At 61.3% G+C, this 14,443-nt stretch carries 11 protein-coding genes; 7 read left to right on the top strand and 4 right to left on the bottom strand.

Features of this window, described 5'->3' with window-relative positions; translation table 11 throughout:
• Together K1Y02_19945 and K1Y02_19940 are read left to right on the top strand one after the other, a co-directional pair.
• Nucleotides 1-276, top strand: a 276-nt coding sequence (locus tag K1Y02_19945; GenBank protein MBX7258644.1) for a hypothetical protein, incomplete at its 5' end; no start/stop codon positions are given.
• A 12-nt stretch (nt 277-288) separates the two neighbouring features.
• On the top strand, nt 289-2,076 hold the full coding sequence (locus K1Y02_19940) for an Hpt domain-containing protein (GenBank protein MBX7258643.1): 1,788 nt from the start codon (nt 289-291) through the stop codon (nt 2,074-2,076).
• A 204-nt stretch (nt 2,077-2,280) separates the two neighbouring features.
• Here K1Y02_19940 and K1Y02_19935 read toward each other — a convergent pair whose 3' ends face one another.
• The 4 genes from K1Y02_19935 to K1Y02_19920 are packed head-to-tail and all read right to left on the bottom strand — an operon-like array spanning nt 2,281 to nt 7,145.
• Nucleotides 2,281-3,405 (bottom strand): glycosyltransferase, encoded by a 1,125-nt coding sequence (locus K1Y02_19935; GenBank protein ID MBX7258642.1) that lies wholly within the window; start codon nt 3,403-3,405, stop codon nt 2,281-2,283.
• Nucleotides 3,402-4,883, bottom strand: coding sequence for a hypothetical protein (locus K1Y02_19930; GenBank protein MBX7258641.1), 1,482 nt, complete (start codon nt 4,881-4,883; stop codon nt 3,402-3,404). Before K1Y02_19930 ends, K1Y02_19935 begins: the two co-directional genes overlap by 4 nt.
• A gap of 31 nt (nt 4,884-4,914) precedes the next feature.
• Entirely contained in the window at nt 4,915-6,030 is a 1,116-nt protein-coding gene (locus K1Y02_19925) for a glycosyltransferase family 4 protein (GenBank protein MBX7258640.1), read from the bottom strand.
• Nucleotides 6,018-7,145 carry a glycosyltransferase family 4 protein gene (locus K1Y02_19920; GenBank protein ID MBX7258639.1) on the bottom strand — a complete coding sequence of 376 codons (1,128 nt, stop codon included), beginning with the start codon at nt 7,143-7,145 and terminating at the stop codon, nt 6,018-6,020. The genes K1Y02_19925 and K1Y02_19920 overlap by 13 nt, the downstream gene beginning before the upstream one ends.
• A 231-nt stretch (nt 7,146-7,376) precedes the next feature.
• Between K1Y02_19920 and hrcA the strand changes: the two genes are divergently transcribed.
• The 5 genes from hrcA (at nt 7,377) to K1Y02_19895 (ending at nt 14,104) form a co-directional block, all read left to right on the top strand.
• Nucleotides 7,377-8,429: a heat-inducible transcriptional repressor HrcA gene (hrcA, locus tag K1Y02_19915; protein MBX7258638.1), complete on the top strand. Its 1,053-nt coding sequence runs from the start codon at nt 7,377-7,379 to the stop codon at nt 8,427-8,429.
• A 51-nt stretch (nt 8,430-8,480) separates the two neighbouring features.
• Nucleotides 8,481-9,125, top strand: a complete 645-nt coding sequence (grpE, locus tag K1Y02_19910; GenBank protein ID MBX7258637.1) for a nucleotide exchange factor GrpE — start codon at nt 8,481-8,483, stop codon at nt 9,123-9,125.
• Between the two features lie 29 nt (nt 9,126-9,154).
• Nucleotides 9,155-11,086 carry a molecular chaperone DnaK gene (dnaK, locus tag K1Y02_19905; protein MBX7258636.1) on the top strand — a complete coding sequence of 644 codons (1,932 nt, stop codon included), beginning with the start codon at nt 9,155-9,157 and terminating at the stop codon, nt 11,084-11,086.
• A gap of 291 nt (nt 11,087-11,377) precedes the next feature.
• Nucleotides 11,378-12,526, top strand: coding sequence for a molecular chaperone DnaJ (gene dnaJ / locus K1Y02_19900; GenBank protein MBX7258635.1), 1,149 nt, complete (start codon nt 11,378-11,380; stop codon nt 12,524-12,526).
• A 48-nt stretch (nt 12,527-12,574) separates the two neighbouring features.
• Nucleotides 12,575-14,104 (top strand): FAD-dependent oxidoreductase, encoded by a 1,530-nt coding sequence (locus K1Y02_19895; GenBank protein ID MBX7258634.1) that lies wholly within the window; start codon nt 12,575-12,577, stop codon nt 14,102-14,104.
• The last annotated feature ends 339 nt before the right edge of the window (nt 14,105-14,443 follow it).

The following is a 14,443-nucleotide window of genomic DNA, read 5'->3' as shown; positions in this document are numbered from 1 at the left end:
GCGATCACCACGTCGGATCAGTGTTTCGAGGTCATATCGGCGCTGCATCAAGTCATGGACCGCACCAATCCCGAGCAAGCGTGGAATGTCGATCTCTCCGCGGTCGATCGATCGTATTTGTTATTGATTGGCGCTCTGAATGCGTTCAAGGAGAGTCTGCAATCGCGAGGCGGAAGCCTTAAATTGACTCATACAGAAAATGGGGGCCATTCAGCGTATTACATGCGACGCTTGCGCGAGTGTTTCGATGTTACCTTTGTATCCGCAGGGCAATAAGGGGAGCGCATCATGAGTTCGGGATGGGAATTCAGTCCGGAAATGGTCGCGGAGTGCGTGGCGGAAGGGCTCGAGTCATTGAGCACGGCGCCATCGCTGTTGGAACGTTTGCGGAAGGACGTGACGGATACGTCGGCAATCGATTCGCTCTTCCGCAGCTTTCATAGCATCAAGGGCAACGCGGGCATGTTCGGCTTGAAGGCCGTGAGCACGTTTGCGCATGCGGCGGAGAATGCGTTGGATCTGCTGCGAAAACGCAAGTGCGACCCTACGCCTGAACGCCTCGATCTCGTCATGGAGGCGACCGACCTTCTGACGGAGCTTCTTGAAGAGTCGCAAACGCAACCGGTACAGGAGTTGGACGCGCGCTGCAAGGACTTCCTGGTCCGGCTTGAAGCAGGATTTTCCGGCGCGGGCGGCACGGTCACTCCCGCAGCGGCTCCAGCGGCCGCTGAGCCCGCGTCCGGTGCAGAGGCGCCCTCCGCACCGGCGTCGCAAGACGCACCGGCCAGCGCTCCCGCCGCCAAGGAGGGCGATGCCGCGGGCGCAGGTCCCGGTCGCGAGAGTCTTCGCATCGACATGGCCAGCCTCGACAGCGTGACGAAGATCGCGGGCGAGTTGTTCCATCTCGATGCGCAGTTGCAGTACGAGTTGCACGGCGAGAGCGAAGCGGGTGTTTCGCAATCGACGCAAAGTTTAAGGGGCATATCCAGAGAACTGTCGGCGTTGGCGGACAAGCTGCACGGCGAGCTCCTGGAAATCTGCAAAGTGCCCGTCATGCAGGTAACACGGCCCCTGGAACGTATCGTCCGCGAGATCAGCCGGGCACAGCAGAAGAGCATTCAATTGGAGGTCTATGGCGACCACCTGCGGTTGGACAAGCAGGTTCTTGGAGTTTTGCGCGACCCGCTGGTGCACATCGTGCGCAACGCTGCCGACCACGGCATCGAACAGCCCGACGTTCGTGTCGCCGCGGGAAAACCGGAGCGAGGCACCATTGTGCTTGAGTTTCGCGAAGCGGACGAGCACATCGTGGTCACGGCGCGCGATGACGGCAAAGGCATCAATTTTGAAGCCGTCAAGGCAAAGGCCGTAAAGATGGGGCTGATGACACAGAAAGAAGCGGATGCCCTCGATTCGGATGAACTCGTCAATCTCATCTTCCGCCCCGGTTTTTCGACGGCGGGACAGGTGAGCGACATCTCCGGACGCGGCGTTGGATTGGACGTCGTAATGTCGAACCTGCACCAGTGCGGCGGTGAAGTCTCGGTGAAGACAAATCCCGGTCACGGGAGCGTTTTCGAACTTCACATCCCCAAACTGGGATCGCCTGTTATGGAAGGTTTGGTGATCCGTTGCGTCGACACGAAATACCTTCTTCCGCTGAAACAGGTACGCCGACTCGTTGAGATCGCTGAATCGCAGATTATGGAGATCCCGGGCAAGGGACTGGTCGTCAACCTGGCCGAAGGCACCTTCAGGATGCTGCGCTTGGGCGCAAACCTGAATGGCCGCGAAGGCAACGTGCGCGAAAAGCAGCTCGGCGTGCTCTTCGAAGACCGCGATGGGAACGTGGCCATTCTAGGCGTTACCGAAGTGTTGGGCCGGAGAAGCGTGCTAGTAGAAGAACTCTCCTCGTCGCTCAAGCGCGCGCCCTACGTATCCGGTTCGTTTATCCTCGGCGACGGCACCCTTGGCTTTGTGTTGAACGTTGCGACGCTGCTCGAAGTGGGTGGCGACTCCGACGCGACGGATATGAAGTCAACGCGAGCGTCGCGCAAAATCAAGACGATGGCGTAGTCCGCAATTTGCACCGGCGCGATAGAGCGCCGACGCAAATTGCTCACGTGCAAGACGTAGAGGTTATGCCATGAGGATTTCTCGCGAACACACTCTGTTTTAGGAGAGCCGCTTTGTTTTTCGCCGCAAGGCTCGCCAACACACTGGTTACGGTAGAGGTTCACGTGTGTTCGTGAGAGATCCGGGATAGCCGCAATCGCGCCGTTAAGCTCGCGTATGTTCGTGAGAAGTGCGGACAAGCATCTCTTCGTACACGTCGTATTCTGCGCGGGCCACGTGCTCGGCATGGAATTCGGTGCACACGCGTTCTGCGGCGCGCAGACCCATGGCGCGCGCGCGCGCGGAATCGGCGAGCAACGAATTGACCGCTTCCGCCAGGGCCTGCGGATCGCGCGGCGGCACATTGAGACCGGTCTCTCCGTGAAGATTGACGTGTTCCACGCCTGTCCCCAAGAGCGTCGCAACGGCAGGTTTGCCGCATGCGTGCGCTTCAAGCAATGAAATCCCGAAGGCTTCGCTGCGCTCCACCGACGGAAAAACAAAAACTTCGCATGCGTGAAGATGCGCCACCAGGTCTTCGTGCGTAAGACGCCCCGGGAATTCGATACGGGCTCCCAGCTCAAGGGCAAGCGCTTCGTTGTGGAGGCGTTCCGGGCCGTCGCCCGCGATCACCACGCGCGCATGAATTGCTTTGGCCGCGCGCACGAGATACTCGACTCCCTTGTAGTACCGGTGGATGCCTGAGAACAAAACAAAGGGGCCGCCGTAGCGCGACCGGAGATCGTTGAGAACGGCGTCGTCGGGTTTTGAAAAATCCTCCGGCTGCACGCCCAGCGGAACGACGCGGCACTTCTCGCGCACGGCTCCCAACGTCTGCGAGGTATCCACGTACTGTTGCGAAGTCGGAATGATGACGTCGGCGCGGCGCAAGAACGCCAACTGAACGCGCCCGTAGTAGCGCATGGCCGCCGCTTGACGCACAACGTCGCTGTGGTACCGCACGACCAGGCGAGCCCGCGGCCGGGCGATGAGGCACCCAATCTCCGCCGTTGGATTCGGCACGTGCACAACGACGACATCGGCGTTCACGCGTTTGAGATAGAACGGGTATAGCGGAGCCATCGGCGCGCTCTGAAAACGCCCCCACTCGCCGACTTCCAGCACGCGCGTACCGTCGCGCAGTTCAACACGCGTCCACGGCGATCGGCTGCACGTCAACGCTTCGACTTCCGCCCATTGCCGCTGGTAGCGGCAGCACATGGCGATGTGACGTTCGACGCCGCCGAGTACCGGAGGATCGAAGTCTTTATAAACGTGGATGATCTTCATCGCAGGAGAACGACGCGGGCTTTGGATCCCGCATTAAATGAATAGAGGTCCGCTTTGGTCATAACAAAACGGAGCCGGATAGGCGCGCTGGTTTGCGGTAACGTATCGAGTCCCTTCCATTGAACGCGTTCGGACACACTGTCGCCGTTGAGCGGGACACAATCGTCGAGTCCGTATCCGGGAACAGTCGATCCATTCCGCGCAAGTACTTCCACGCGGACGCCGCCCCCGTCGCGCACCGCGTAGTTCACGGACAAGGCCCCCGCGGTTCCGTCCAATAGACTCGTCTCCACCGTTCCCTCGCTCTCGCCTGCATGCAATGACGCAAAACCATCCTTACGCAGTGTAGCGAGCCCAATGCACGCGCGCGCTTTGCCCGCGCCGTGGGTCTCGTCGAATCCACCGTAGAAGAGCTTAATGGTGTCTCCTTCCACGAGAGGATGATTGGGCGTGAAGACCATGCCGTCGTCCCAGGTCCCTGGTTTTCCCACATCCAACAGCCGTGGGCGCGGTTCCTCTTCTCGCTGCCAATGCTTCCCGTCGCGGCACGTTGCGAGTTCCACGAAGCATGGTCCGTCGTTCTCGCCGTTGGTAATCGGAAACATCCAGAGGAAGCCCAGATACATGGTCTCATACACAAATCCGCACAGACCGTAGAAGTCCGTGTGCGCCCCCTTGGCAACGTCGGCGGGAGTGAGCCAACGATCGTCGAAGGCATCGGGTGTGAGCACGAGTTCCGTTTCGGGCCATGACTCGAAGTCGGTGGTCTCGGTAAAACCGATGCAGCGTCTGCGATAGCCGCGCTCCTCCGCGAACTTCTTCGGCCAACCCACATACCGGTTTGCGATGGAGTCATAGACGAAGTTGCCTACATCGCCGGGGCTATCGACGAGTATGGGCCGCTTCGTCACCTCTGACCAATGAATGCCGTCGGGGGATGTCATTCCATAATAACCGCACACTGTGAAGTTCGGCGGTGTGCGCCCGTACTCGAAAAAGATCAACTTGTATCGCCGATTGGGATCGGTCTCCCACGGCGTATGCATCACTTGCGGATTGTGGTTTTCATGTGTAAACCGAAAAAGCAGGTTGTTGTCTTTCGATCCCTTGTAGTCGACCAGACCTAGACTGGGCTTTTCCCAATGGATGCCGTCCGCGCTCGTGGCATACAGCATCCGGTACTCGCCTTCGGCATACGCGTGATACCACGCGCGGTACCCCTTCCCATCTTCGCCCGGCAACACCGTGCCGTACAGATAGACGGCATCCTCTTCCCACGGCCTGTCCGGAACGAGAATCGGATTCCGCTCGTCCTTGACGAATGAGTGATAAACAAGCGACACGTTATCTTTCGACTCGACGAGATAATCGTCGACAAAGAGCTGCCAATTGCCTTTCATGTCGCCCAAGGCGCGCGGCGCGTCCGCTGCCAATGCCGATGCGACAACCATTAAACCAAGACTCACGCAGACTGCCATGAATCGTTATCCTCCGTTGCTGTACATGCGGTTATTTGTCTTCTATCGCTCTTCTGTACGTCTCCAACGTCTTGCGCGCGGCAAGATCCCAGGACAACCGTATTGCGCGGCGGAGTCCGCGGTCGCGCAAATCACTGCGAAGGGATTCGCTCGATAGCAGCTTCTCGAGACCGGCCGCAATCGCAATGGTGTCTTCCGGATCGACCAGGATTGCGGCGTCGCCGGCGACTTCGGGCAAGCTCGACGTGTTCGACGTGAGCACGGGCGTTCCGCATGCCATGGCCTCCGCGACAGGAATGCCAAACCCTTCGTAGAGACTCGGGTAGGCGAACACTTCTGCCGCACTCATCAACGCGGGGAGATCCTCCGGAGGCACGTGTCCGAGAAATCGCACGCGATTGCCATGCGGCGATCGCGCGACGGCTTGTTGCACGGCGTCGGTCTTCCAACCGAGTCTGCCTGCAATGGCAAGCAAGGGTCCGCCGCTTCCAGCCGCGCTGGACCATGCGTCGATGAGGCGCGGGAGGTTCTTGCGCGGCTCAATCGTGCCGACGTAGAGCACATACGGTTCGGCAAGCACATACTTGGCGCGAGCCGCACTCTGCACAGCCTCGCTCGCGGGCCTGAATCGCGGATCGACCCCGTTGTGGACGACGTCGATGCGTTCCGCCGGTACCTCCAGCATCGCCATAAGGTCGTTGGCAGTCGCCTGCGACACCGCGATGATGCGCCGCGCGGTCTTCACGCTGCGACGCGTGGCGATGCGGTAGTAGGCCGCCCGCTCGGGGTTGTACCACGAGGGATCGCGCAGAAAGGTGAGATCGTGAACCGTGAGCACCGAAGGGACGCGCGAGAGCAGCGCGCCGATATTCGCGGGATAGTGAATCAGGTCATAACCGCCTTTTCGCGCCTGGCCTTGAATACCAACTTGATCGAACCAGATGCGTCGCGCGGTAGACATGCGCGCACTCGACAAGAAAGCGGTTTCCCGCCCGGTACTATTCTCCGGCAGCGGGAGGCCGTCCGGCCACACAACATCCACGGCGCCTTTGTCTGCGAGGGTGACGAGCTTGGCCGACAACTGCGTCGTGTACACGCCGGTACCGCTTCGATTGCCTGCCTGTAAGCCGTTGATCAGGACACGCACGATGCCGCCCTTTCGTATGCTTCACGTGTGATAGCGGCGCACGCGCTCCACGAAAACGTTGCTGCCTGAGCCAATCCCCGTGCCACAGCCCGCTCCCTGGCTGCGCCGTCTTCGATTAAACGCATCACTGCTTCCGCGATGGCCGCATGGTCATCAGGCTCGCACATCGTGCCCGCTTCCCCCACGACCTCCGGCAACGATGAGCGATTGGACGTCACGACCGGACACCCGCACGTCATCGCCTCCAGCACGGGCAACCCGAATCCCTCGTAGTACGATGGAAACACAAACACATCCGCCGCCGAGTAAAGGGCGTTCAGATCGTTGCCGGGGGCAAACCCCAATCGCACAACACGGTCTGAGATGCCCAGTGTAGCGATGGCCTCAACAATCGGATCGGCATTCCAGCCCGTTGCGCCCACAAGCACCAAGCGATGAGGTATGCGATCGCGCAATCGCGCAAACACACGCAACAGTCCCGTCACGTTCTTTCGAGGTTCCAGCGTGCTCACGAACAGCAAATAGGGTTCGTGCAGGCCGTGGCGTTCGCGGACGACGCGCCGCGCCTCGTCGCGGTCCATGGGCCGCAAGTCCTTCCCAGCGGCCAGCGGCGCGGCCACCACCTTAGCGGGCGGCACCTCCAGCAACCGAAGGATATCTTGGCGCGTCGCTTCCGAGTCGGCGAGGACGACGTCCGCCTCCGCCGCGAAGCGGCGCATCCGCTTCGAAAACGGCCCTACAATCTTGGGACTGCACATCTCCGGCACGACCAGAAACCCCAAATCGTGAATAGTCAGCACGCGCCCGCATGTGCGCGCCGGCGGCAGAAAGAAATTGGTGGCGTGGTAAACATCCACGGGGCCGGTCATCGCTTCGATACGCGGCAGGCCCACGGTTGACCAAAGTCCATACAGGGCGCGCGTAGGCGCCGGGAAGTGGCGCATCGTCACGCGCGGTCCGGCAGAGCCGAGGGCGGGCGGGTGCATGCTCGCCGAGAAGGCGACAAACGAGTCGTCCCGGCACTCCTCAACAAGCGTACTGAAGAGGTTACGGCAATAGTTGCCAACGCCGGTCGGGCGTTGCGTTACTGGGCCGACATCGATGCCGATGCGCACAAGGCCTGCTCCCCGGAGTGAGATAGATTGAGGGGATGGTAACAAGGAAGAGGGCCAAAGTCAACCGATTGGAAGTGGTTTTGAGCGAGGCAAGAGCGCCCTAAGTTGCTGCCTTGAAATATGTTAAGTGATCCCGCGAAATCGAGCGGGTCCCTTGACAAGGCGGAGGGCATGTGGTAGACTTCGCAGTTGTTAGCACTCTAATGCAACGAGTGCCAAAGCAGGCCAGCTATGAATCGTGATGTCGACCTGTCCGAGCGAGAGCGATCCATCCTCCAGGCGGTAGTGCATCTGTACATAACGACCGCCGAACCGGTGGGATCTCGGTCCATCGTGAAACGCCTGGGGCTGGAGATCAGCCCGGCGACGGTCCGCAACACGATGTCCGATCTCGAAGAGTCGGGCTACCTGCAGCAGGTGCACACGAGTTCCGGGAGAGTCCCGACCGACAAGGGTTACCGGTACTACGTGGACTACCTGATGCGGGTGCAGGAACTGACGATTCAGGAGCGGGCGCGCATCGAGATGGACCTGACCGAGCGGCTCGACGACGCGGACGAAGTCATGCGGCAGACGAGCCATCTGCTGGCGCTGATTTCGCATCAGACGGGCATCGTTGAGAGCCCGGACGAGAGCGACGCGCGGGTAAACCGCGTGGAGTTGATGCCGCTGAACACGTCGCGCACCGCAATCCTGATTGCGGACAGCTACGGACGGGTTCGCACGCACATCGTCTCGTCGGAGCGCGGCCTGGACCCGGTGATGCTGGGCCGGGTAACGCAGTTCCTGAACGACAACCTCCGCGGGGTATCCGTGGACAAGTTGGCGAGCACGTTGCATACGCGGCTGCGCATCTTCGTGGATGAGCAGCAGCAGTTGGCCGAAGAGGCTTCGCGGTTGTTGCAGTTGCTGCCTCCGCAACGCTCGGGCCAGATTTACTTGGACGGTACGACGCACCTGTTCGAGCATCCCGAGTTCAGGGACGTCGAACGGGCGCGCGAAGTGTTCAATTTGCTCGAAGAACGTGAACGCGTGGCGAGCTTATTGCGGGCCGGATTGCGTGACACGGCGAGCACGCGCCCGACCATCCTGCTGGGTGGCGAGGCGTCGATGCAGGGCGTCGACGACATCGGAATCGTCGCCGCGCCGTATTCCGTCGGCGACAAGACGGTTGGAATGATTGGAGTGTTGGGTCCGCGCCGTATGCCCTATTCACGGGTGACGGCGCTGGTGGATTATACGGCGAACATGCTGAGCCGGTTGCTGACGCGACTGGCCGGTTAAGCCGAAGATGCCGCGTACCGGCCGCAAAGCCGGCGCGCGTTGGAATGGATAATGAAGAAGGGACATAGCGAGAAGACCGAGTTGGAAAAGCGCCTGGAGGCGGAAGCCGAGGCGGAGGCCAAAGCGGCCCAGGAAGAAGCGGGTGACGAATCGGCCGGTGGAGAGACTGCTCCTTCGGCGGATGTCGCGGCGCTCATCAAGGAACGCGACGACCTGGCGGACAAACTGCTGCGCGCGCGCGCCGAGTTCGACAACTACCGGCGGCGCGTGGCCCGGGATTCGGAACGGGCGCGCCAGATGGCGGCGGAAGCGCTCTTGCGGGACATCCTGCCCGTGATTGACCACCTCGAATTGGCCTTGCGCCACAAGGACGACCAGTCCGGAGCGCTGGCCGAAGGGGTGGAGATGACGGTCAAGAGCCTGCACGAGGTTTTGCGCAGGCATGGCCTGGAGCCGATTGCGGCCGAAGGCGAGCCGTTCAACCCCGAAGTGCACGAAGCGATCATGCGGCGTCCTTCGGAAGAGCATCCGCAGGACACCGTGTTGGAGGAATTTCAGCGCGGATACCGTCTTGGAACGATGGTGCTGCGCCCAACGAAGGTGGTGGTGTCGCACCGTCCGGAAGAAGAGGACGCCGAATCGTGCGGCGGCCAGGAACAGCCCGAAAGCGCGGAAGCGAATTCGGACGCAAACTGATATACGAGCTTTAAGGAGGCTTGCGCGATATGGGTAAAGTAATTGGCATCGACTTGGGAACGACGAACTCGTGCGTCGCGGTAATGGAAGGCGGCGAACCGGTCGTCATTGCGAATGCGGAAGGCAATCGTACAACGCCTTCGGTGGTTGCGTTCACGAAGGACGGGGAACGTCTGGTCGGAGCCGTAGCGAAACGTCAGGCAATCACGAACCCCCAGAACACCGTGTTCTCGATCAAGCGGTTCATGGGCCGTCGTCACAGCGAAGTCGGCACGGAAGAAAAGCTGGTTCCCTACAAGATCACGGAATCGTCGCAAGGCGATTGCCAGGTGAACGTACAAGGCAAGACGCACCGTCCGCCAGAGATTTCGGCCATGATCCTTCGCAAGATGAAGGAAACCGCCGAGACGTATCTCGGCGAGACCGTGTCGCAGGCCGTCATCACCGTGCCCGCATATTTCAACGACTCGCAACGCCAGGCGACGAAAGACGCCGGCACCATCGCGGGCCTTGAAGTGCTGCGTATCATCAACGAGCCGACGGCCGCCGCGCTGGCTTACGGCCTCGACAAGAAGAAGGACGAGAAAGTCGCCGTGTACGACCTCGGCGGCGGCACCTTCGATATTTCGATTCTTGCCATCGGCAGCGAAGGCAGCTTCGAAGTGCTCAGCACGAATGGCGACACGCACCTCGGCGGCGACGACTTCGACCAACGCGTGATCGACTGGCTGGCCGAAGAATTCCTGAAAGACCAGGGCATCGATCTTCGCAAAGATCCGATGGCATTGCAGCGCTTGAAGGAAGCCGGCGAAAAGGCCAAGTGCGAACTGTCGACGACGATGCAGACGGACATCAACCTGCCGTTCATTACGGCGGACGCGTCCGGTCCGAAGCACATGAACTACACGCTCACGCGCGCCAAGCTGGAGCAGCTTTGCGACGACCTGTTGCAGCGCACGAAAGCCCCGTGCTACCGCGCGCTGGAAGACGCCGGCCTCAAAGCGGCCGACGTTGACGAAGTGATCCTTGTCGGCGGTATGACGCGCATGCCCGCCGTTGGCAACATCGTGAAGTCGCTCTTCAACAAAGAGCCTCACCGCGGCGTGAACCCCGACGAAGTCGTGGCGATTGGCGCAGCGATTCAAGCGGGCGTGTTGTCGGGCGAAGTGAAAGACGTGTTGCTGCTCGACGTGACTCCGCTGTCGCTCGGCATCGAGACGCTCGGCGGCATCTGCACGAAGCTCATCGAGCGCAACACCACGATCCCTGTCACGAAGCGGCAGATCTTCTCGACCGCGTCGGATAGCCAGACCGCCGTGACGATTCACGTGCTGCAAGGCGAACGCGAAATGGCCTCGGACAACCGCACGCTGGGCCGGTTCGACTTGATCGGCATTCCGCCCGCGCCGCGTGGCGTTCCGCAGATCGAAGTCACCTTCGACATCGATGCCAACGGTATCGTGCACGTGTCGGCGAAAGACCTCGCCACCGGCAAGGAACAGAAGATTCGCATCGAATCGTCGAGCGGCCTGTCCGACCAGGACATCGAGAAGATGTTGAAAGACGCGGAAGCGCACGCGAAAGACGACCAGGAAAAGAAGAAGACCATCGAGGTGCGCAACAACGCCGACGCGATGGCCTACTCGACCGAGAAGATGCTTCGCGAGAACGCGGACAAAATCGCCGAGAGCGACAAGACCGCCGTGGAAGCCGCGATTGCGGACGTGCGCAAAGCCCTCGAAGGCGACGATGTGGCCGCCATCGAATCGGCCGTGAAAAAACTGGAACAGGCGTCGCACACGATGGCTCAGGCCATGTACGAAGCGGCCGCGAAAGCACAGCAGGCGTCGGCGAGTCCCGGTCCGGAGACGGTCCACGGCGACGGCGCGAAAGCGTCCGACGAAGGCGAACGCCCAGTCGACGCAGACTTCACCGTCGTCGACGACGACAAGAAGGAGTGACTGCTAGCCAGCGGTATTTGCATTTGAATCTGCGGAAATGACGCCCATTCCGTCATTCCCGCGCAAGCGGGAATCTATCTTTGAGAAATGACGATTGCCGAAGGGCAAAGATGGACCCCCGCTTTCGCGGGGGTGACGAATAGGGGTAACGACGACGAGAATTTGTAGAAGCGTACGATGATTAGAGCATTGCAGTCAGCGCCGCGGTCGCCGACCGCGGCGTTGCACCATCCGCGAACTGCGGTGAGCCTGAAACCTCGCTGGCTGCGATTAAGACGGAATTGGTAAACTATGCCCATGGCGCAAAAACAGGATTATTACGAGATGCTCGGGGTGCCCCGCACGGCGACCACCGAGGAGATCCGCAAAGCGTATCTGAAGCTGGCCCACAAGTATCACCCCGACAAGACCGGCGGTGACAAGGTCGCCGAAGATAAGCTGAAGACGATCAACGAGGCCTACGACGTTCTCAAGAACCAGGAGAAGCGAGCGAAGTACGATCAGTTCGGCCACATGGGCGAACAGATGGGCGGCGCGGAAGGCTTCTCCGGCTGGGGCTTTGGCGGTGCCGCGGGCGGCCAAGGCGGATTCGAAGCGCCGTTCGACGACTTCTTCGATGTCCTGTTCGGGCGCGGCACGGGCGCGCGCAAACGGTCCGCGGCACGCGCGGGCAGCGACCTCGAATACCGTCTCAACATCACTCTCCGCGAAGCGGCCACGGGCGTCAAGAAGAAGATCCGGTTTGCGCGCAGGGAAGTCTGCAACGACTGCAGCGGCTCCGGCGCACAGCCCGGCACGCAAGCCCAAACCTGCAACGATTGCGGCGGTACCGGACAAGTGCGCCGCGCCCAGGGATTCTTCAGCATCACCCAGACCTGTCCGCGATGCCGCGGCGCGGGCCGTGTCATCACCAAGCCCTGCTCCCGCTGCAACGGCTCCGGACGCAGCCGCGCCGAACGCGAACTGTCGGTCGATCTGCCCGCGGGCGTCGACACCGGATCGCGCCTGCGCCTCGCCGGTGAAGGCGAGCCCGGCGACGGCGGCGGACCGCGCGGCGACCTCTTCATCTTCGTCGAAGTCGAACAAGACGACGTCTTTGTACGCGAAAACAACGACGTGATCTGCGAGGTGCCCATCAGCTTCACGCAGGCCATCCTCGGCGACAAGATCCGCGTCCCGACGCTGTACGGTGAAGCCGATCTAAAGATCCCCGCGGGCACGCAACCCGGCGCGCAGTTCCGTCTGCGAGGCATGGGCATTCCCGACCTGCGCGGCTACCACAAAGGCGACCAAATCGTCATCGCCCAGGTCGAACTACCGACAAAACTTTCCCGCGAACAACGCGAACTCATCGAACGCTTCACCGAACTCAGCTCCGAAAAGACCTATCCGCTCTACCAGCGCTTCCTGGAGAAGGTGAAGAAGTCCCTGGGGGGATAGCGGTACCGTCGGCACATCAGTCCTTGCGCGCGAGGGGGAGGGTGCGCAGTGAATCGAGTTCCAACTCGCAGACGTTTCTTGAAGGTTTTCGGGGCCACGTGCGCCGCTGCGTGCTTGAGAACCCGTCCCTGTAGCGCCGCTGAAAGTCCTTCGCTCAAAGACCGCTACGATCTTGTCGTTGTGGGCATTGGGAGCGCGGGGTTTGGCGCGGCGCTCGCGGGCGCGCGCATGGGGCTCGACGTGCTGCTGTTGGAGGAGGCCGACCGCATCGGCGGCAACGCGGTTTCCTCCGGGGTGAGCATGTGGGAACCCGGAGTCGGCGGCACGGGTTTTCCGTTTGAGATCTACCAGCGGCTCAAACCCATTCCCAACGCCGTCGCCGTGTATTCATTCGGACGCCACATCGCGTGGGACGGGCCGAAAGCGTGGCCGGGCGGCGAGAGCGTGCCCGACCCGGCCTGCACGTACCTCGACACCTTGCAGCGGCACCGGCCAGCTCCGAAAGTGGTTGACGACGATTTTCGCAAGGCGCATTGGCACGGGGTCATCTTCGAGCCCGGCCCGTATGAGCGGGTACTCCGAACCCTCCTCGAAGAGACAGGACGTTGCACACTCCTCACCGGCACGACATTCACCGGAGTCGACTTCAACGACGGCCGCATCGCGTGCATGACGCTTTCCAACGGCGCAACGGTGTCCGCGCGCGCTTTCGTCGACGGTACGGGCGGCGGCGCGTTGTGCAAAGCGTGCGGGTGCGAGACGATGCTGGGCCAGGATGCCAAATCGCGTTTCGACGAACCCAGCGCTCCTGAACAACCCAACGACCGCATCAACGGCGTGACGCTCGTCTTCCGTATCGCTCCAACCTCGCCGCCCGCCGTTGAGCCGCTGCCGGTTGGCGTGCCCGAGATGTGTTGGTGGGGCGATTTCGGCGTGATGAGTGCCGTCCGCTATCCCAACGGCGACTACAACTGCAACATGCTACCCACGATGGAAGGGCGCGACTTCCTTGCGATGGGTTACGAGGCCGCCTATGCAGAATGTACCCGGCGCGTGGCCGCGTTCTGGCATCACGTGCAGACCGGTTGGCCGGAGTTACAGGGATACCGCCGCGCGTGGACCGCGCCCGCGCTGGGCGTCCGCGAGACCACGCGTGTCCTGGGCGAATACGTCCTCACCGAACACGACCTGATTGCGGGTCTGTCTCGGCAGCAGCACCCCGACATCATCGCGATTGCCGACCACAGCATCGACCGGCACGGGGCCGGGGGAGGCGGTGGAGAGATGCGCGACGCCTATGGCATTCCGTACCGCTGCCTTATCCCCAGGGGATGCCACAACCTGCTTATGGCTGGGTGCGGCGCGAGCTTCAGTTCGCTCGCCGCATCCAGTTGCCGGTTGTCGCGCACCATGATGCAACTGGGCCAAGCTGCCGGGACCGCCGCCGGACTGGCCGTGAGCGGCGACGGCGATCTGCCCGGCATCGCCCCGGAAACGCTCCGGGCAGAACTGCGAAAGCAGCACGTGCAGCTTGAGTTTCCTCTGACGGAAGACTTGCGCGCGTACGTCTCCGCCTGAGTACGCTGAAAACGCAAAAGAAGAAATCAACAGGATTTACAGGATTGACACGATTCAGGCGATGCCACGAAATGCTCAAGCGTCGTCGATTGGGCATCCACTCCAATTTCTCCGACGCCGCATTTCCCATGGCCTTACGCCGAAGGCATTACGACTCCTTAGCCGTAGGTTGGACGTCGCAGTCACCAGATGGAGCCAGCCTACCTACGGGAGAAGGCCTGCCAATACCGTTTACCCGGAACGGGTTACGGCCTTTATCTCTCAGCGCAGAGTGCAACGACTTTTCCCATATCTATAGGAAGTGACAATTTGCGAGAAGCGCCGCGCGTTCCGAGTTCG

Source organism: Candidatus Hydrogenedentota bacterium (genome assembly GCA_019695095.1).
In the GTDB taxonomy this organism is placed as follows: Bacteria; Hydrogenedentota; Hydrogenedentia; order Hydrogenedentales; family SLHB01; genus JAIBAQ01.
This window is presented reverse-complemented; position numbering and strand designations above follow the sequence as displayed.